The sequence below is a fragment of the Deinococcus radiopugnans ATCC 19172 genome, assembly GCF_006335125.1.
Classification (GTDB): Bacteria; Deinococcota; Deinococci; order Deinococcales; family Deinococcaceae; genus Deinococcus; species Deinococcus radiopugnans.
On sequence record NZ_VDMO01000019.1, the window covers coordinates 1 to 19,094 of the forward strand.

The window sequence follows — 19,094 nt, forward strand, 5'->3', positions numbered from 1 at the left end:
ATCGGCGGGTTTTGGAGTCGTCACACACCCAAAACACCGCCGTTTATCCTGCCGATTCGCAACCTGTCACACGTTCAGGGATTTCCCGTCCAGCACAGCCTCAACTCGAAGATGTCCGGTACAGAGGAGTTGGTCATCAGACCGCTCAGGGGATGACTGAGAGTTGTAAGGCAGTCAATTCCTGATGGACATAGGCGAGCGCCCTTTCTTCCAGAAGTTCTGGATACTCGAAGCAGAAAGCGTCTGCGGCGCGGCGGCCTTCCCGCCGAACCAGCTCTGCCAGTCGTAAGTGGGCGTCGGCCAGCGCCTGCTCGGTCAGGCTGTCCGGCAGGATCAGCGCTTCCAGTTCGGCCCGCAGATGCTCGGGCAAGAAGGGATTGAGATGCTTGACGCCCCGGTCACGAACGGCACCTGAAGCAGTCACCAGCAGTTCCGTCACCAGTCCCAGCTCCACCGCCAGCCCTTGCACGGCCACCAGCCGTTCGCGGCGTCCCAATACCGCAGGCAGCAGACTGATGCAACGCCAGAATTCACGGATCAGGCCAAGCAACCGCTGTGCCGTCGCCTCTGCGCTCGGTGCGGCTGTGGGCGGCTTGGCTGTCAGCGTGCCGGGGTGTTCAAACAGAACCTGAACGGCCCCTGGGTCAACCTCAACCTGCTCGCCCCCGTGCGCCCAGAGATCAATCCGTAAGCTGTCGACGGTCATGGCATTGATCATCTGGCCGCCGAACAGGGTGTTGAACAGCACCAGCGGGCGAAGCTGGCCTAACCACGCTGCGGCCTGCGCCCGGAACGCGGCCACCTCGTCTTCAGGCAGCAGAACGTGGAGGTCGACATCCGAGAACCGGTCTGCATTGCCCCGGCCCAGGCTGCCTTCCAGCCACGCGGCGCGCAGGCGGGAATCCTGCCGTACCGAGTCTGTCAGACCGCTGAGAAACGCGGCCCGCTGGGTGGGATCATCCGTGCCGGAGGTTGAGGTCATACCCGTGAGTCTAGTCCTGACATCAAAAAACGCCCCCACCATCAGGCAGGGGCACTTCTCAATCCACTTGGATCAGCGGTTGTTTACGAACTCGCGGTCGGCGAAATCCTCGCGGCGGGGTTGAGCGTTGCCGCCACGGTCATCGCGGTCACGGCTCCAGCGGCCCTGGCCGCCGCCACGGTTGCCGCCGCCCTGGCCCTGGTAGCCACCGCCACCCTGGTTGCTGCGTCCGCCGTAGCCGCCGCCCTGTCCACGGTAGCCGCCCTCGTCGCGCCCGCCGCGTCCACGGCCTCCGCCCTGGTAGCCGCCATCCCGGCGCTCGCGGGTGGGCTGCTCGAACAGTTCGGGCAGTTCCTTAGCCACTTCGATCTGAATGTCGCCTTCCAGCGGGTTGGCGGCCATCAGCTTGGCCAGGAATTCGGTGGGGATGTCGGCCACGGTGCCGCCGCGCCACTGGCGCACCTTGCCCAGACGGCGGGTGTCCACGTCGCCGTTGCGGGCCAGCAGGGCCACGGTGCGGGCCACGCTCAATCTCTCGCCGTGAATCAGGATGGTGGTCAGACCTTCCTCACCGCTCAGCAGGCTGGCGGCCTTGGCGGGTTCGGTCACGCCGCTGATCTTGGCGAGGGCGCGGGCCAGCGCTTCCAGGCCCAGTTCGCTGAACAGCATCTCGGCCTGTTCCTGGAACCCGGCGGCTACGGTGGGATCCACCTTGCGGATCATGTCGGCCCCGGCGCGGGCGCTGGCGGCGGCCACCTCGGCGGGGGTGGGGATGGGGCGCTCGATGAAGCGCACGCCGGTCACGCGCTCCAGGCCGGACATCTCGCGGTTCTCGCGGTCGCCGTACATGATGATGGCGGTGCCGGTGCGGCCCGCGCGGCCGGTGCGGCCCGAACGGTGGATGTAGCTGTCGGGATCCTGGGGCAGGTGGTACTGCACCACCAGATCAACCTCGGGGATGTCCAGGCCACGGGCGGCCACGTCGGTCGCCACCAGCACGCTGGCGCGGCCGCTGCGGAAGGAACCCAGGGCACGCTCGCGCTGGCTCTGGGCCAGGTCGCCGTGCAGCGCCTCGGCTTCCAGGCCACGGTGGATCAACTCGTTGGCCAGTTCGTCGGCCTCGCGCTTGGTGCGGGTGAAGACGATGGCCTTTTCGGGGTTGTAGACGGTCAGCAGGTCGGCCAGCACGCGGGTGCGGCTGCGGCCCACCCGCACCTTGAGGTGCTCGACAGTCTGCGCGGCCTGGTTCTTGCCGGAACCCACCATGTCCACCAGCACGGGATCAGTCATGTACTTCTGGCTCAGGCGACGGACTTCGGGGCTGATGGTCGCGCTGAACAGCAGGGTCTGGCGGTCGGCGGGCGCGTTCTGCAAGATGGTCTCGATCGCCTCGGCAAAGCCCACGCTCAGCATCTCGTCGGCCTCGTCCAGCACGGCGAACTGAATGCCGCTCAAGTCGATGTTGCCGCGTTCCAGGTGGTCGATCAGGCGGCCGGGGGTGCCGACAATCACGTCGACGCCACGGCGCAGCGCGTTTTCCTGGGGGGCGTAGGCCGCGCCGCCATAGACGGTCACGGTGGTCAGGTCAACACCGGTCTTGCTGAATTCTTCCGCCACCTGCTTGGCCAGCTCGCGGGTGGGGGTGATCACGATGGCGCGGGGCAGACGGCCACGCTCGCGGCTGCCTTCCAGCTTGCTGATGATCGGCAGGGCAAAGGCCAAGGTCTTGCCGGTGCCGGTGCGGGCGCGGCCAATCAGGTCACGGCCTTCCAGGGTCTGCGGCAGGCTGCCTTCCTGAATCGGGCTGGCTTCGGTAATTCCACGTTCGGCGAGACGCGCCGCGAGTTCGGGCGCAATCAGTTGGTCAAAGTTCATTTGTAGTCCTTTCGGGAAAGCACATTGCCCCAGTGACCACCAAATGCCTTTGTCCCAACGAGCGCGTGTCTTGTAATCAGCGCGTCACGAGCAGCATGTCCGTGGATATTGAAAATGGGGGTACCTTCCGGCTGCCAGGCCCTTCCTGGTCAGCGCACGAAGAAAAAGAATACAGGAAAGCTTGAAAGAGTGCAAGGGGCTTGAAGCCTGCCAAACCGCGCTGCCACTACCCCGTCTGAATCCCCCGACGCTACGAGTGGCGCGCGTCCACCTTGACTTCGCCTGAAATCTCTGCGTACGTGTCCAGCACGACGTCCACCATCTGGCGGGTGCTCAGCACACCGGACATGTCCAGCGCAGTGATGATCTCCTGTGGATCCAGGCTGGGGTTGGCGCAGGCGCGCAGCAGGGCGTGGTTGACCAGCCCGGTACCGGGGCGTGCGCCGCCCGCGGGCAGCCACGCCTCGGGCAGGCGCGGCAGCAGGCGGGTGGCAAAGGTCAGGATGCCGCCGGTGTTGCGCCGCAGTTCGCCCAGCAGCCCACCCACCGAATGCACGCCGACGTAGTGCAGCAGCGCGGCGAGGCGCTGGGGACGCTCCGGGTCGGGCCAGCGGGTCAGCAGCGGCACGCCCAGCGCGGCGGCCACCGCCTCGTCCAGATCGCGCACCGGGGAAACATCCAGCAGGTGCTTGATGCTCTGGGCGTCGATGAAGACACTGTCCGGCTCGGACTGAACGCGTTCGGGCAGGGTGGCGGCGTAGTCGCGCGACAGCCGGTCGAGGGCCATGAACTCCTCGTCGGCCATTTCCAGCAGCCCGGCCAGCCGGTAAAAGCGGCGCTGCACCTCGCGCGGCACCGCCTCGCGGTTCTTGTAGCCCAGGTCGTGTTCGATCTCGGCCCAGGCGTGCTGCAGGATCGAGCGGATCTGCACCTCGTAGTGCTGCGGCGGCTCGGTGACGTGGGGGATGAACTGATCGACTTCCGGCGGCACCTTCACCACGTAATGCACGCCCATGTACCCGAAGCGGTCGGGGTCGTGCATCATGCTCTTGTCCACCGAATGTTCCCAGTTGATCTCGTGGTGGGCTTCGAGCAGCCGGGACACGGCGGCCACGTCCGACTCGAAGTAGGTGATCACGCGCACGGCCACCAGATCGGTCACGTCTTCCAGGCTGCGGTACCGGCCCGGCTTGCGCCGCAGCTTGTCGGCCAGGCTGTCGGCGCGTTTCAGGCGGCCGGTGATGTTGTGAATCTTCAGCCCCGCCTCGCCGATCAACCGCGTGGTGTGCGCCAGCGCGGCGTCACGCAGGGCGGCGTACTGGGCCTCGCGCGCCCGGTAGGTGGTGACCAGGGGGTCAATCATGGATACGGCAGGATACGCCGGGCACGGCCCTGTGGCCTGAAGTTTTGCCTCACGCTCCCGTGCTACACCTTCGCGTATGCGTTCCCGCCGCGTCCTGCTCGCTCTCGCCGTGTCCTCGCTGCTGTCTGCCACACTGGCCGCCCCGAACGTGTTTGTCGCCTATCCGGAGGCGGGCCACCGCGTCGCCTACGGCCACGTCATTCTGGAGGGCAGCGTCACGCCCGGCGCGGCCCTGACGGTGGACGGCCAGCCCGTGAACGTCGGCGCGGATGGGCTGTTCATGGAGTGGTGGCCGTTGAGGCCCGGCACCAATGACCTGCGGCTGGTGGCGCGTCAGGGGGGGCAGTCGGGCGTGACCACCCTGAAGGTCATTCGCACCGTTTCCAGCGCGATTCCGGCGCGGCCCAGCGCCATCGACGCCGCGAGTGTCCAGCCCAGGGAGGTGCGCGAGTTCTGGGATCCCGCCGGGGACTCGCCCGCCGAACGCAGTATCGAGCTGAGCTTCCAGGGGTCGCCGGGGGGCCGTGCCGCCTATCGGCTGGGCCAGACCGCGCCCGCCCCCATGCGCGAGGGACCAGCCGGGACGTACCGCGCCACCTTTGTGGTGCCCACCGGGGCGCAGTTCAGGCAGGCCATCTTCACCTTTACCCTGACGGGCAAGGACGGCAAGACGGTGACGGCGGTGGCCCCCGGACGCCTCAGCACGGGCGGCGGGGTGCGGCTGGGCATGCAGAACGCCGGCAGCGTGCTGGGGTTGGGTCTGAACCAGTCCACCTTCACCGTGACCGATCTGGCCGGCGCGGCCCTGCTGTACCCGCGAGACGGCATGACCTTTGCGCTGGTGGGCCGTCAGGGCGAGGACGTGCGCGCCCGCCTGGCCCCCGGCCAGAGTGCCCTGATCACGGCGGAGCAGTTGGAGCTTGCCCCCGGAGCGGTGGCGCTGGCGGCAGGCGGGGCCATTACGTTGGACGATTCGTCCATGCCTGAACTGCCCGCCGGGCCTGTCCTTGCCGAGTCCCCTCAAGACCTGCCGACGCTCCCGCCCGGCGGGCCTCTGCCCGTTGCCGCCCCGCCGGTGCTGGCTGTCCCCAAACGCGGCCCGGGAGCGGCCCTTCCTGTGCCTGCCGCTGGCCTGCGGCTTCGCCTGCCGCTGGGCGGCGCGCGGCTGCCCTTCCGACTGGAGCAGGAAGAGGGGGGAAAACGGCTGGTCGTCACCCTCTATGGCTCCCTCGCGCAGCCGCTGACCGGGCCGGAGGGCGGTGATCCGCTGCTGGGCGGGGTGGAGATCCGCCCGCTGGCCCTGGGCGTGACACGGGTGGCCCTGAACCTCAACGCCGCGCAAGCCTGGGGCTTCACCGCCAACTACGACGGCCCCGATCTGGTGGTCACTGTTCGCCGTCCGCCGACACTGGATCCGGCGCGTCCGCTGGAGGGGCGCACCATCACCCTCGATCCGGGGCACGGCGGCAGCCAGAACGGCGGGGCAGGCAGCCTGCGGGTGCCGGAAAAGGGACTGGTGCTGCCCATCGCCCTGCGCGCCGCCGAGCTGCTGCGCGGGCTGGGGGCCACCGTCACCCTGACCCGCAGCGCCGACTTGACGCTGGGCCTGTACGAGCGTGGCCTCATGGCCGAGGCTTCCGCGTCCGATCTGCTGGTGTCCATCCACGCCAACGCCCTGCCCGATGGGCGTGACCCGCGTGGCGTGCGCGGCCCGGAAGTGTACTTTACCCACCCGCAGGCGGCGGCGCTGGCGGGCAGCATCCTGGGTCAGTTGCGCGCCCGGTTGCCGGAACTTGGCCCCGGCGCGGGCCTGAAACCCGGCACGGATCTGGCCCTGACCCGCCCCACCACGCAGATCAGCCTGCTGGTGGAAACCGCCTACCTGACCGACGCGGGCAACCTGCGAACCCTGAGCAGTCCAGAGGGCCGCGAGCGTTTCGCCGGGGCCATTGCCACTGGGATTGCCGAGTTCTACGCGGCACAGGTGGAGCGGTAGGCGCGGATGAGGGTGCGGAACGGGCAGAGGGAGAGCGCTCCACCCTTTCTTCAGACTCTCATCAACCCGGCCCGCTAAGCTGGGGCGCATGAAGCCCCGCACCCTGCTGCTGACCGCCCTGCTGACCCTGCCCCTCCTGGCCGCCGCGCAGGGCACGGAGCCGACTCCCTCCACCCTGCCGGAGATTCCCCCGGTCACCACGCCTCTGCCCAGCACGCCTCCAGCGGCGCCTGCGCCAGCCCTGCCCACCGCGCCGTCGGTGCCCGCCCCAGCCGCCGTGGCCCTGCCGGACGTGCAGGCCAACTTGTTCGTGCCGCGCACCGTGACCGGCAAGGTGGGCCTGACCTTCACCGTCCGCAGCAGCCGGAATGCGCCGATCACCTTCAGCGTGCGCCGCGACAACGATCAGAACTGCACCACCGCCCCGCAGGTGCGCGTGCTGGAGGTGGGCACCCGCGCCGTGGTGTACCCCGTTCCCGGCGCGTCTCCCCGCGTATGCGCGCAGGATCTGGAGACCAAAACCGCCCCGGCCAAGGGCAACGTGACCTTCACCCGCGAGCTGGAACTGGCCCCCGGCGAGTACATGGTGGAAAGCTGGCTGACCGGCTTTGCGGGCGATCTGCTGGTTAAGGTGCCCGCCGCCCCGATGCGAATCACCGTCAAGTAAAGGACGATTCTGCCCCCCGTCGGAGCCATGTGGCCCGGCGGTTTTCTATGCTATCCGGGTGAAACCCGATCTCCGGCCCTTCCTGGGACAGCGGGTGAATGTCGTCGTGGATCGCCCTCTGGGCAGCGCCCACCCGCGCCACCAGGACATCGTCTATGGTGTGAATTCCGGCGAGTTGCCCGGCACGGTCAGCGGCGACGGCCACCCCATCGACGCCTATCTGCTGGGCTGGCCCGAATCCGTAGAGGGGGTCTGGGGCACGGTCATCGCCGTGATTGTTCGTCACGACGACGGGGAGGACAAGCTGGTGGTGGCGCGGGACGGCACACACTGGACGGATGAAGAGATCGCCAACGCCACTCGGTTTCAGGAGCGATATTTCCACGGCACCCTGGCACGCTAGCCTCGCGGTCATGAGTTTGAGCGACACGAATAGAGCCGTCACTTTAATTACCGGCGCGTCCGGCGGCATCGGCAGCGCCCTGGCCCACGCGCTGGCGGGCACCCACGAACTGATTCTGGCCGGACGCGGCGGCGAGCGGCTGGCCGCCGTGTGTGCCGCCACCGGGGGCCACCCGCTGGTTCTCGATCTGACGCGCCCGGAGACCTTCGCGGACGCGCTGGCCGGGCTGGGCCGCGTGACCAACGTGGTTCACAACGCCGGAGTCTTGGAGCTGGGCGCGGTGGCCGAACAGGACCACGCGGTCTGGACGCACATGCTGGCGGTCAACACGGTGGCGCCCGCCGAACTGACGCGGCTGTTGCTGCCTCTGGTGAGGCAGGAGCGCGGCACCTTCGTCTTCGTCAACAGCGGCGCGGGCCTCAGCGCGAATGCGGGCTGGGGCAGCTACGCGGCCAGCAAGTTCGCCCTGAAAGCGCTGGCCGACGCGCTGCGCGGCGAGGAAGCTTCGAACGGCGTGCGGGTGACCTCGGTGTATCCGGGCCGTACCGCCACGGAAATGCAGCGCAAGGTACGAGGCCAGGAGGGCGCCGAGTACACGCCGCAGGCCTTTATCGATCCGCAGACGCTGGCCCAGACCATCGCCTTCGTCCTGAACGCGCCGCGTGATACCGCCCTGACGGACCTGACGGTGCGCCCCGGTCCCCAGCCATGACGCAGGACTACGACGTGGTGATCGTCGGCGCCGGCCCCGCCGGGCTGACGGCGGCCCTGACGCTGGGCGGCGCGGAGCGGCGGGTGCTGCTGCTGGACGGCGGCCCCCCGCGCAACGCCCGTGCCACGGCGGCGCACAACGTCTTCACGCGCGACGGCTGCGCGCCCACGGACCTCAAAACCCTGGGACTGCGCGATCTGCGGCCCTACGACATCACGGTGCGGCACACGCCGGCCCGCGAGGCGCGCGTTTTGGAGGACGGCTTCGCCATTCGCCATGACGGCGGCTGGGCCAGAGCGCGGCGACTGCTGTTCGCCAGCGGCGTGCGTGACAGATTGCCGCACATTCCCGGTCTGCGCGAGCGCTGGGGCCTGACCGTCCATCACTGCCCGTACTGCGACGGCTGGCCCAACCGCGACGCCCGGCTGGGTGTGCTGGGCAGTCATCAGGAGGGCCACCACCTGGCCCTGAACGTGCGCGCCTGGACTGAGGACGTGTGTCTGCTTACCGACGGCCCCGACGAGTTGACTGACGAGCAGCGCGAGGATCTGCGCTGTGTCGGCGTCCCGCTGTACCGCCGGCCCATTATGCGGGTCAGCGGCAAGGAGACGGTGACCGTGCATTTTCAGGACGGGCAACGGCTGGAACTGGAGGGCCTGTTCCTGAATCCCACCCAGGTCCAGAACAGCACGCTGCCTGCCGCGCTGGGCTGCGAACTGGACGCCAAGAGCCGCGTGGTGGTCAACGAGAATGGCATGACCAGCGTGCGCGGCATCTGGGCCGCCGGAGACATGGCCGGCGCGCCGCAGTACGTCGCCAACGCCGCCGCCAGCGGCATGACAGCCGCCGTCAGCCTGAACACCACCCTGATTCACGAGGACGTGCGGGCGCGGGGCGCGGCCTTCCACAAATCGCCGGATGAGGACCCCGAAGTAGGCGTCGCCTGAAGGCTGTTCTGTTCGATCTGGACGGCACGCTGCATGACCGGAACGCCACGGCCCGGCGGTGGCTGGAGGGTCATGTCCAGCGGTTTGACCTGCCCGCCGCCTACGCCGCCCGCTTTCTGGTACTCGACGACTTCGGCTACCGGCCCAAGGCCGAGGTGATGCCGCTGCTGGTGCGGGAATTCGGGCTGGCGCATCCAGCCCAGGCGCTCCTCGACGATTTCTCAGCGCACTTTATGGCTGCCCCGGTGCCCATGCCTCACGCCCACTCTGTCCTGCGGGCCTTGCGGGCGCGGGGCGTGCGACTTGGCGTCGTGACCAACGGCTGGTCGGAAGTTCAAACTGCCTGTCTGAACGGTTGCGGCCTGACCGAACTGGTGGACGACGTGGTGATCAGCCAGGCCGTGGGCCTGAGCAAGCCCGATCCGGCCATCTACCGGCTGGCGCTGACGCGGCTGGGCGCGGACGCCTCCAGCACCTGGTTCGTGGGCGACTCGCCGCGCAACGACATCATGGGGCCGCAGGCGGTGGGGTTGCGGGCCGCCTTCCTGCCCACCGGACACGTGCTGGCAGGGGAGAGACCGGACGCTACTCTGGCAGACCTGCGGGAGGTGCTGGCCCTGAGCTGAGTTCTGCTTTGCTCAGGCGGATTCCGAGAGTCCAGTCGCGTCGGCCAGCACGTTCAGCAGCGCGTCCACCACCTGCGGATCAAAATGCGTGCCGCTGGAGGCCTGAATGTGCGCCAGGGTCTCGCTGACCGTCCAGGCTCGCTTGTAAGGCCGGACGTTGGTCAGGGCGTCGTAGACGTCGCAGACGGCAAAGATGCGGGCCAGCAGGGGAATCTGCTCGCCGACCAGCCGCTGCGGGTAACCTGCGCCGTCCCAGCGCTCGTGGTGTCCGGCGATCACGTCCAGCGTGGCGGGCGGCAGGAAGGGGAGTTGCTGCGCCAGAGCCACGCCGTCGGCGACGTGCAGTTCCATCCGGGCGCGCATCTCGGGTGTCAGCGGGCCGTCGTGCAGCAGGATCGAGTCGGGCACCGCCACCTTGCCGATGTCGTGCAGGTACGCGCCCCAGCGCAGCGCCCGCAGGTCCCCCTCCTCCAGGGCGAAACGCTGGCCCAGCCGCAGCGCCAGCGCCGTGACCCGGTCGGTGTGCCCCTGAGTCTCGGCGTCGCGGGCTTCCAGCGACAGGCCCATGGCCCGCAAGGCGCCCTCGTGGGCGGCGTGTTCGCGCTCCTCGGCGTCCAGGCGGGCGGCCAGCAGGGTCAGCAGGCCAGTCACGCTGTCGATCAGGTGCCGTTCGGGCGGGGACCAGTCGTGGGGCTGAAAGACGTGGGCCAGCAGGGCGCCCACCAGCCGCCTGGCGCGGTCGTGAATCGGCGCGGCGATCAGCGCGCAGACGCCCAGTTCCGGAAATCCGCTGGCGGCAGGCTCGCCGTCCGTGTCCTGGAAATACAGGATGTCGGGCGAGGCTTCCAGGGCCGAGATCAGCGGCAATTCGCGCGGCAACCCGTGCGCCAGCAGGGCGTCCATCGCTGGCCCCTCCGGCATCACGCCGCTGGCAGCGCGGGCGTGGTAGGCCAGCGTCTGGTCCGCCAGCTGGAAATACCCCGCCCCCTCCGCCGAGGTCTGGGCCACCAGCGCGTCCAGCACCGGAATCATGGCGCTGCCCAGATCCGGCGCGTTCAGGCCCAGGCGCGTGAGCTGCAGGGTCAATTCCAGCACTCCGGCCTCGGGAGAGCCAGGAGATGCCGCTGCCGTAGGGGTGGAAGACACACTCATTGCCGCAGATTAACGGGTGGTGGCTGACAGACGTCTCACAGGACGCGAACCGGAGCGGCAGGCGAAGCTGCTCTCTCCAGGCACGAACAAAAGCCCCCTCCGGGACGAGGGAGGGGGAGGGGCGCGACGGGGCAGGCGGGGCAAACTCAGGGCAGCGGGAAGCCGCCCGCGAAGGCGTGCACCTCGGCCTTCACATCCTCGCCTTTCAGCGCCCGGTCGATCAGGTCGGCGATTTTGGGCATGTCGGCCTCCACCATGCCGCGCGTGGTCACGGCGGGCGTGCCGATGCGGATGCCGCCGCCGTGCAGGATCTTCTCGGTGTCGTAGGGCAGCGTGGACTTGGAGATGGTGATGTGGTTGGCGTCCAGCGCCCGCGTGGCCTTGGTGCCGTTCAGCCCCTGCGGGCGCAGATCCAGCAGGAACAGGTGGTTGTCGGTGCCGCCCGAGACCACGCGGTAGCCCTTGTCCTGAAAAGCGGCGGCCAGCGCCTGCGCGTTCTTCACGATCTGCTGGGCGTAGGCCTTGAAGTCGGGTTGCAGCGCCTCACCGAAGGCAATCGCCTTGGCCGCGATGATGTGTTCCAGCGGCCCGCCCTGATGGCCGGGGAACACCGAGCGATCCATCTTGGCCGCGATGTCCGGGTCACTGCTCAGGAGCAGGCCGCTGCGGGGGCCGCGCAGGGTCTTGTGCGTGGTGCTGGCGACGATGTGCGCGTGCGGCAGCGGGCTGGGATGCACCCCCGCGGCCACCAGTCCGGCAATGTGCGCGATGTCGGCGAACAGGATGGCGCCCACCTCGTCGGCAATTTTGCGGAACGCCTCGAAGTCGATGATGCGGCTGTAAGCGCTGGCCCCGGCGATGATCATCTTGGGCTTGTGCTCGTGTGCCAGCCGGCGAACCTCGTCCATGTCGATCAGTTCGGTTTCGGGGCTGACCTTGTAGCTCACGATCTCGTAGTTCTTGCCGCTGAAGTTCACCGGGCTGCCGTGCGTCAGGTGGCCGCCGTGTGACAAGTCCATGCCCAGCACGGTGTCGCCGGACGACAGCAGCGCGCCGTACACCGCGATGTTGGCGCTGCTGCCGCTGTGGGGCTGCACGTTGGCCCAGGTGGCGCCGAACAGTTCCTTGGCCCGCTCAATCGCCAGCAGCTCCACCTGATCCACCACTTCGCAGCCGCCGTACCAGCGTTTGCCGGGGTAACCCTCGGCGTACTTGTTGGTCAGCACGCTGCCTGCCGCCTCGCGCACGGCGGCGCTGGTGAAGTTCTCGGAGGCGATCAGTTCCAGCCCGGTGCGCTGGCGCTCGGCCTCCTGCGCGATCAGGTCAAAAATGGCGTCGTCACGGACGGGCGCGGGGCGTTCGGCAGTGGTCATGCTCTTACGGTAACACCGCGCCTGATGGGGAATTGGGGAGGTGTCTTGGCAGGGCAGACGGAGGGGAGCGGCTTCGCCGCGTCTAAGGGTCTGAAGGTCTGAGGGCTGGGCGTGGGTGGGGTCTTTGGAGGGCAGGGGGGCTGCTCACTGAACCCCTCCCGCCCCAACACCAACCCACCCTCTTCCACTTCTGCTACCCTTATTCCCATGACGCCCCAGGCCGGTACACATCAGTTGGGTCTACCTTCGCCGTTTACCCGCTGTGGGGTTTCGCTGACTTAATCGAGTCCAGCGCGTCACCCCGCCGACTTCAGGTCTGGCGGGGCTTTTTTATGTCAAAGGGGAGACAAGATGACAGAGAACCATCAGCAGGAAGCACTGGACGCCATCGCGCAGGCGGAGACATTGGACGGTTTGCAGGCCGTCAAGACGAAATACGTGGGCAAAAGCGGACTGGTCACCAAGGAACTGGGCGCGCTGGGCAAACTGCCGCCTGAGGAGCGCAAGGCACGCGGCGCGCAGATCAACGCCGTGCGGCAGGCCATCGACGCCGCGCTGACCACGCGCGAGGCCACCCTCAAACGCGCCGCGCTGGATGCCCGCCTCGCCAGTGAGGCCATCGACGTGACCCTCCCCGGTTTGCCGCTGCCCGCTGGCGGCCTGCACCCCATCAACCGCGTGTACGACGACTTGACCCGCATCTACGAGCGGCTGGGCTACGCGGTGATCGAGGGGCCGGAAGTGGAGGACGAACACCACAACTTCGAGGCCCTGAACGTGCCGTGGTATCACCCCGCGCGTGACCTTCAGGACACCTTCTGGCTGGAGGATGGCCGCCTGCTGCGGACGCACACCAGCCCCATGCAGATTCGCTACATGGTGGATCACGAGCCGCCGCTGAAGATCGTGGTGCGCGGCAAGGTCTACCGCTACGAGGCCACCGACGCCACCCACGAGGCCATGTTTCACCAGTTGGAGGGTCTGGTGGTGGGCGACGGCATCAGCATGGCCGACTTGAAAGGCACCATCGCCGAGATGGCACGCGGGCTGTACGGGCCGAGCGCGAAGGTGCGGTTCCAGCCCAGCTATTACCCCTTCACCGAACCCGGCGCGGATTTCGCGGTGTGGTGGGAGAACCCGCGCGGCGAGAGCAAATGGCTGGAGCTGGGCGGCTGCGGCATGGTTCACCCCAACGTCTTCAAGGCCGTGGACGACTTGCGCGAGGCCGAGGGCAAGCCGCGCGTCTACGAGGGCAAAACCGGCTTCGCTTTCGGGCTGGGGCCAGAGCGGATCGCCATGCTCAAGTACGGCATCCCGGACATCCGCTACTTCTACGCCAACGATCCGCGCGTGCTGGGGCAGTTCCGGGGGGAGTTGGGATAGGGATGGAGAGTGAGATTCTCAAGAACATACACCCCGCGCTGAGAATCGCCTGGGATGAGATGGGCGACTACGGAAAGCCAGCGTCAGAGGAGGATATTCAGGCTTTGCTTGCCGTTTTCCCAGACACGCCGCTGGATTATCTGGATATTGCCCGACAGCTTGAGATCGTCTCGCTCAACACTGTTTCCGACTTTCAATCCTCTTTCCAGTTTTTTCTTCTTTCCCCCGCCGATATTTTGGGCTGGCTTGAGTGGTATCCACACTTGCAAGAGCAGAGGCCTGGAGCCTTCTTTTTCGCCAACGATGGAGATACGGCTTTTCTGGTTGCGGAACATGGCGGGCAGCGCGGCGTTTTCAAGGTAGAAACTTCTGTTCCAGACTGGAATTACGCTAAATATCTCGCGCCCTCCATTCGGGAGCTGCTTTGCGGTGGAGTGGGCTGGGCTGAGGAGAATTCGTGAATTCGCCCGAAACCTTCGCCATCCCCTGCGTCGGCGCAATCATCCCCCGTGGAGTCGGCGGCGTGCGCTGCCTGCTGATTCAGGAGCGCCGCAAGCCGGGCGTGGGCATCGAGAACGGCATGCTGGAAGTGGCGGCGGGCAAGGTGCGCGCCTACGAGAACGTGTTCGACGCCCTGCGCCGCGAGGTGGCCGAGGAAACCGGCCTGCGCCTGACCCGCATCGGGGGCGAGGAAACCGCCTTGACCCGCACCGTGAACGGCTACGCGGTCATGAGCTACACGCCGTTTTGCACCACCCAGAACCTGTCGGGCGGCTATTCGATCATCCTCCACAGCTTTCTCTGCGAGGCCGAGGGCGAGCTGCTCGCGCAGACGGACGAAACGAGAAATCTGCGCTGGCTGTCGCTGGATGAGTGCCGAACCCGCCTGCAAACCCGTCCCGAAGAGTTCTACCCGTTGCACATCAACGCGCTCAGCCTGTATCTGGGCCAGGAGAAGCCATGAGACCCCGCGCCGTCGGTATCCTCCTCAACGATCAAGCTCAAGTCCTCCTTATGCTGCGGAACAAGGCGGGCCGCGCCTACGCCACCCTGCCTGGCGGCGGCATTGAATCCGGCGAAACTCCTGCCGAAGCCTGCGCCCGCGAGCTGCTGGAAGAGGTCAATCTGGTGGTGGCGGTGGGCGAGGAAGTCCTCACGCTGGACAATCTGGACAACCACGAACACTATTTCCGCGTGTCCCACGTCTCCGGCGAGATGCGCCTGGGCGATGGCCCTGAGGGCATCCGTAACAGCGCCGAGAACTCGTACATGCCCCAGTGGGTGAATGTGTCCGAGCTGGACGCCGTGAATCTGGTGCCGGAGCAGGCGCGCGAGGTGGTTCGGGCACTCGCACAAATCGCTGGCTGAGACTGCTTTTCTCCGATTCATCACCTTAAGAGGTTCCACCATGAAATTGCCCTATTCCTGGCTTCAAGAACTCGTTCCCAATCTTCCCCCGGTCACCGAGCTGGAACCCATCTTCGCCAACCTGGGCCTTCCGCTGGAAGGCATCGAGGACACGCCCACCCCGCCTGAAGGCGTGCTGATGTCGGTCATCACGCGGGCCGAGGCGATGGAGGGCACGCAACTGGCGAAACTGACGCTGGACACCGGGCCGCACGGCGAGCGCGTGATCGCCACGGGCGCGCCGGGTGCGGCGAGCCTGCCGGCTGGAACGATGGTGGCGCTGGTCACCCCTGGCACGGCGCTGGGTGACACCGAATATGGCGTCCGCATGTTGCAGGGCGTCGAATCCTGGGGCATGGCCGCCAGCGCCAAGGAACTGGGCATCGGCGAGAGCAGCGCCGGAATTCTGACCTTCCCGGCGGGGACGGCGACACCCGGCACGCCCATGCACACGCTCTGGCCCACCGATCACGTCCTGGATATCGAGGTCACGCCCAACCGCGCCGACGCCCTGAGTGCGCTGGGCGTGGCCCGTGACCTGGCCGCCTTCCTCAAGCTGGAGCTGAAGCAGCCCCCCGTTGGCCCCGCCGCCCAGGGTGACGGCGAAATCCGGGTCAGCCTGCCACCCAGGGGCCTGACCATCGAACGCGATCCATCCAAAAAGCTGCGCTTCGGCTGCGATCATTTCGCGGCGCGGACGGTGGGCGGCGTAAGAAACGGCCCCTCGCCGCTGTGGATGCAGCGCCGCCTGAGCCTGTGCGGCATGCGCCCCATTGACCTGATCGTGGACACCAGCAACTACGTGATGCTGGAACTGGGCCAGCCCACCGCGCTGTATGACCGCCGCGACGTGACGGAAGACCAGATTCTGGTGGCCTTCGGGCTGCGCCAGGGCGAGGAGGTGCGTGACCTGATGGGCGGCACCCACACGGTTGGCCCCGAGGATCTGCTGATTCTGGACGGACGCGAGCGCGGCGTGTCCACTGTGGCCGAGGCTTTTGCCAACGCCGGGCAGCCCCAGCCGGGCGCGGGCGTGCTGGGCATCGCCGGGATCATGGGCGGCGATCACGGCCATATTCGCGCCGACACGACGGACGTGGTGATCGAGTCCGCGCACTTCGATCCGGTGTTGCTGCGGCGCACCAGCACGCGGCTGGGCCTCAAGACCGACGCTGTGTACCGCTACGAGCGTGGCGTCGATCCATTGCTCTCGCCCGCAGCGGCGAACCGGGTGGCCGGACTGTTGGCCGAGTGCGGCGGCGGAACGGTGGAGCCGGGCGCGACGGTGGTGGGCGAACCGGAAATCCCCGATCAGATCACCGCCTCCGCCGACGCCATTCGCGCCCTGCTGGGCATGGAGATCGACACGGATGAGATGCGCGCCATCCTGACCCGCCTGGGCTGTGAGGTGGCGGGCGAGGGCGACACGCTGCTGGTCACGCCGCCGTCCTGGCGCATCGACATGACCATCTGGCAGGACGTGGCCGAGGAAGTCGCCCGTCTGCACGGCTACGCCGAACTGCCCGAAACGCTGCCCACGCTGCGAATCCACGCCAGCAACATCGGCGCGTCCGCCGCCAACGACGAGCGCCAGAACCTGCGCCGCACGCTGGCCGGACTGGGCTTTCAGGAGGTGGTGACCTACACTTTCTCCAGCGACGACGAGGCGCAGAAAGCGCGGGCCGAGGCTCCCGGCGTGCGTCTTCGTAACCCTATGACCACAGACCGCACGGGTATGAGAACGGCGCTGTACCCCAGCCTGCTGCGGGCTGCGCTGGCGCATCCCAAAGGCGAACGCGTGCTGCTGGCCGAACAGGGCCGCATCTTCCCCGCATCCGGCGAGGCCGAGCGGCTGGGCCTGCTGATGCGCGGGCCGCTGGCGCCCGACACCTACCAGGGCGGCGTGGCGGGCGGCTACCGCGCCTTCCGGGGCCTGCTGGAGGCGCTGGCGGTCAGTCAGGGCGCGGCGCTGGAGATTCGCCAGTTGCGCGGGGATGACGTGCCCAGCGCCCTGCATCCCGGTATCGCCGGAGAGGTGGTCTGGAACGGGCAGGCCATCGGCTGGATCGGCGCGCTGCATCCCGAAATCGCGCAGGAATTCGGCCTGAAAGGAGAGACCTTCATCCTGGAAGTCGCGCTGCCGCTGCCTGGAAGGGCGTGGGGCTTCCGCGATCTCAGCCGCGCCCCCGCCGCGTGGCGTGATCTGGCCGTGATTGCGCCGCAGACCGTGGGCTACGGCGAGATTGCCGCGCTGCTCCGGGCCGAGGCAGGCGAAACGCTGGAAAGCGTCGAGCCGTTCGACGTGTACACCGGGGATCAAGTTGGGGAGGGCCACCGCAGCGTGGCCGTGCGGCTGGTCTTCCGGGGCGCAAAGACCCTGACCGACGCGGAAGTCGATCCGGTGATGGACACGCTGATGGGCGCGGTGCGGGCGCAGGGCTGGGGCATCCGGGAGAAGTAGGAAAGCTTGAACAGGGGGTCAGGGCTAGGGGCTCTGGCCCCCTTTCCATACCCTCAAATTGTCCTGAATCAGCCTGCCGCTCAATTCCTCATCGTCTGGCAATTCGTCCGCGCCGAACCAGCCGACTTCCAGCACCTCGCCGTCCTGGGGGGTCAGTTCGCCCGATATACCTTGCGCCCGGTACAACACGGAAACGTTGTCCACCACGTCCCCGTGCGGGTAGGTGAAGCGGTAGCGCGGCCCGGCGAACATCTGGAGCGGCTCCAGCGTTTCAGCCCGCAGCCCCGTTTCCTCGAACAGTTCTCGCCGGGCGCAGTCCTCAAAGCTCTCGCCGGGTTCCAGGCTGCCCCCCGGCACCGTCCATTTTCCCGTTCCACCATGCCGCAGGAGCAGCAACCTGTTCTGCTCGTCCGTGACCAGCACGTTCGCGCCGGGGGCAAAGAGGGGGCGCGGCCCCACCAGTTTCCGCAAGTCCATCAGGTAATTGCCGACAGGCGGGGCGGGCGGCACGGGTTCCAGCGGCAACGGCGGCAGGCCCGCGCGCGAGCGCAGCACGTTCAGGCTCTGGCGGTTGGCGTTGTTGCTCAATGGGGGCAGCTCATCCAGCGCGAACCAGCGCAGTTCCAGCGTCTCGCCGCTGTCGTCGGGCTGGGCATGTTCCAGCGCGGAGGCCGGCAGTGTGCCGCTTGCCCGCATCCCCACGATGTAGATTTCGTGGCCGTTGGGGTAGAGGTGAAACAGTTCGGGGCCGCTTTGCAGGCCGTCGGGCAGGGGGAGCAGCGCCAAGTCGGGACAGACCAGCCCTGTTTCCTCCAGCAACTCGCGCCGCGCGCCGGTCAGGAAATCCTCGCCGGGTTCCAGCGCGCCGCCGGGTTCCCCCCACAGGCCGTCGTCGCCCCGGCGTTGCAGCAGCACGCGGCCCGTTTCGTCCTGCAGCAGCACGCCGATGGCCGCGGCCACAAGCGGGCGGTTGCCCCACACTTTGCGCAGTTCGAGGATGGACACGCCCGGCAGCTTAGCCCGGCGGCCCGGTCAGCTCGTCCGGCTCGTGGGGATCGAGGGCCAGCAGCACCATCTGCACGAGGTAGGGCTGGGTGCCCTTGATTCGGCCACTGTGTTTATTCCCGGCACTGTGTTCACTCCCAGCACTGTGCTGCCCCAGCAGTTCGCGCCACTCGTCCAGCAGGCCTGACATGCGGCGGGCAGTGGCGTCGTCCAGCCACATCACGCCCATGAAATCGCGGCTCGGAAAGGCAGCCAGCACCTCTGCCCCCGGCACTTCGGTCTCGGAATGCACCTTGCCCTGCCCGTCGCGGTAGATCAGCCGGGCGTGGTGGTCAAGGCGCTGCAAGCGGCGGCCCGAGGCCCGTGCCCGCAGCCGGTCATAGGGAGCGCTGTGCCGGATGACCTGCGCCTCCAGATCGGCAAACGGAGTCAGGGTGAACGGCACCTGCAGCCCACCCGGCGCGCGGTACAGCCGAACCGGACGGCCCGCCCGCCGTTCCTGCCCCACCTCCTGCAGCAGGCCGGCCTTCAGGAACTGCCGCACGCGGTACAGCATGCGCTCCACGCTGACCCCGGCCTCCCCGGCAGCGGCGGCGGCCCCCAGCGTGCGTCCCATGAATGGTTCCAGATGCCGGAGCGCCACCGGATCGCTGAGCAGCCGGGCCTGTTCGGGCGTGCTGGCCGTGAACCACTCGCCCCTGTACGAACCCAAAACGGTGTGCGGCATTTTCGGTAGCGTACC

General features: G+C 67.8%; 18 protein-coding genes. 11 read left to right on the forward strand and 7 right to left on the reverse strand.

What is annotated here, in order from left to right; genetic code table 11:
• Window positions 1-145 precede the first annotated feature (145 nt).
• From FHR04_RS15400 to FHR04_RS15410, 3 genes are all read right to left on the reverse strand, one after another.
• Complete coding sequence (locus FHR04_RS15400) at window positions 146-982, reverse strand: aminoglycoside 6-adenylyltransferase (RefSeq protein WP_170213980.1); 837 nt, start codon at window positions 980-982, stop codon at window positions 146-148.
• 72 nt (window positions 983-1,054) lie between these two features.
• Window positions 1,055-2,857 (reverse strand): DEAD/DEAH box helicase, encoded by a 1,803-nt coding sequence (locus tag FHR04_RS15405; protein WP_039684150.1) that lies wholly within the window; start codon window positions 2,855-2,857, stop codon window positions 1,055-1,057.
• Between the two features lie 250 nt (window positions 2,858-3,107).
• A complete protein-coding gene (locus FHR04_RS15410) occupies window positions 3,108-4,220 on the reverse strand; it encodes a GTP pyrophosphokinase (RefSeq protein WP_139404193.1) in 1,113 nt (370 codons plus the stop codon).
• Window positions 4,221-4,296: 76 nt separating this feature from the next.
• On the opposite strand from FHR04_RS15410, the gene FHR04_RS15415 reads away from it, so the two are divergent.
• From FHR04_RS15415 to FHR04_RS15440, 6 genes are all read left to right on the forward strand, one after another.
• The gene (locus FHR04_RS15415) at window positions 4,297-6,216 is read left to right on the forward strand and encodes an N-acetylmuramoyl-L-alanine amidase family protein (protein WP_139404194.1); all 1,920 of its coding nucleotides are present in this window, start codon (window positions 4,297-4,299) and stop codon (window positions 6,214-6,216) included.
• 88 nt (window positions 6,217-6,304) lie between these two features.
• On the forward strand, window positions 6,305-6,883 hold the full coding sequence (locus FHR04_RS15420) for a hypothetical protein (protein ID WP_139404195.1): 579 nt from the start codon (window positions 6,305-6,307) through the stop codon (window positions 6,881-6,883).
• 58 nt (window positions 6,884-6,941) lie between these two features.
• Window positions 6,942-7,286, forward strand: coding sequence for an inorganic diphosphatase (locus tag FHR04_RS15425; RefSeq protein WP_139404196.1), 345 nt, complete (start codon window positions 6,942-6,944; stop codon window positions 7,284-7,286).
• A 10-nt stretch (window positions 7,287-7,296) separates the two neighbouring features.
• Window positions 7,297-7,998, forward strand: coding sequence for an SDR family oxidoreductase (locus FHR04_RS15430; RefSeq protein ID WP_139404197.1), 702 nt, complete (start codon window positions 7,297-7,299; stop codon window positions 7,996-7,998).
• On the forward strand, window positions 7,995-8,945 hold the full coding sequence (locus FHR04_RS15435) for an NAD(P)/FAD-dependent oxidoreductase (RefSeq protein ID WP_139404198.1): 951 nt from the start codon (window positions 7,995-7,997) through the stop codon (window positions 8,943-8,945). The genes FHR04_RS15430 and FHR04_RS15435 overlap by 4 nt, the downstream gene beginning before the upstream one ends.
• Before the next feature lie 8 nt (window positions 8,946-8,953).
• Window positions 8,954-9,571, forward strand: coding sequence for an HAD family hydrolase (locus tag FHR04_RS15440; protein WP_260170266.1), 618 nt, complete (start codon window positions 8,954-8,956; stop codon window positions 9,569-9,571).
• A 12-nt stretch (window positions 9,572-9,583) separates the two neighbouring features.
• Here the strand turns inward: FHR04_RS15440 and FHR04_RS15445 are convergent, their stop codons facing one another.
• Together FHR04_RS15445 and glyA are read right to left on the reverse strand one after the other, a co-directional pair.
• A complete protein-coding gene (locus tag FHR04_RS15445) occupies window positions 9,584-10,723 on the reverse strand; it encodes an HD-GYP domain-containing protein (protein ID WP_139404200.1) in 1,140 nt (379 codons plus the stop codon).
• Window positions 10,724-10,869: 146 nt separating this feature from the next.
• The gene (gene glyA / locus FHR04_RS15450; RefSeq protein WP_139404201.1) at window positions 10,870-12,096 is read right to left on the reverse strand and encodes a serine hydroxymethyltransferase; all 1,227 of its coding nucleotides are present in this window, start codon (window positions 12,094-12,096) and stop codon (window positions 10,870-10,872) included.
• 351 nt (window positions 12,097-12,447) lie between these two features.
• Between glyA and pheS the strand changes: the two genes are divergently transcribed.
• From pheS to FHR04_RS15475, 5 genes are read left to right on the forward strand one after another with little or no spacing between them, the layout of a single operon-like run.
• Window positions 12,448-13,479, forward strand: coding sequence for a phenylalanine--tRNA ligase subunit alpha (gene pheS / locus FHR04_RS15455; RefSeq protein WP_039684131.1), 1,032 nt, complete (start codon window positions 12,448-12,450; stop codon window positions 13,477-13,479).
• 2 nt (window positions 13,480-13,481) lie between these two features.
• Entirely contained in the window at window positions 13,482-13,940 is a 459-nt protein-coding gene (locus FHR04_RS15460; RefSeq protein WP_139404202.1) for a hypothetical protein, read from the forward strand.
• Window positions 13,937-14,443, forward strand: a complete 507-nt coding sequence (locus FHR04_RS15465) for an NUDIX hydrolase (RefSeq protein ID WP_139404203.1) — start codon at window positions 13,937-13,939, stop codon at window positions 14,441-14,443. Before FHR04_RS15460 ends, FHR04_RS15465 begins: the two co-directional genes overlap by 4 nt.
• Window positions 14,440-14,847 carry an NUDIX hydrolase gene (locus tag FHR04_RS15470; RefSeq protein WP_039684124.1) on the forward strand — a complete coding sequence of 136 codons (408 nt, stop codon included), beginning with the start codon at window positions 14,440-14,442 and terminating at the stop codon, window positions 14,845-14,847. The genes FHR04_RS15465 and FHR04_RS15470 overlap by 4 nt, the downstream gene beginning before the upstream one ends.
• A 40-nt stretch (window positions 14,848-14,887) precedes the next feature.
• On the forward strand, window positions 14,888-17,347 hold the full coding sequence (locus FHR04_RS15475) for a phenylalanine--tRNA ligase subunit beta (RefSeq protein WP_139404204.1): 2,460 nt from the start codon (window positions 14,888-14,890) through the stop codon (window positions 17,345-17,347).
• Between the two features lie 24 nt (window positions 17,348-17,371).
• Here FHR04_RS15475 and FHR04_RS15480 read toward each other — a convergent pair whose 3' ends face one another.
• Window positions 17,372-18,352, reverse strand: coding sequence for an NUDIX domain-containing protein (locus FHR04_RS15480; protein WP_170213981.1), 981 nt, complete (start codon window positions 18,350-18,352; stop codon window positions 17,372-17,374).
• A 10-nt stretch (window positions 18,353-18,362) separates the two neighbouring features.
• Complete coding sequence (locus tag FHR04_RS15485) at window positions 18,363-19,079, reverse strand: hypothetical protein (RefSeq protein WP_139404206.1); 717 nt, start codon at window positions 19,077-19,079, stop codon at window positions 18,363-18,365.
• Between the last annotated feature and the right edge of the window lie 15 nt (window positions 19,080-19,094).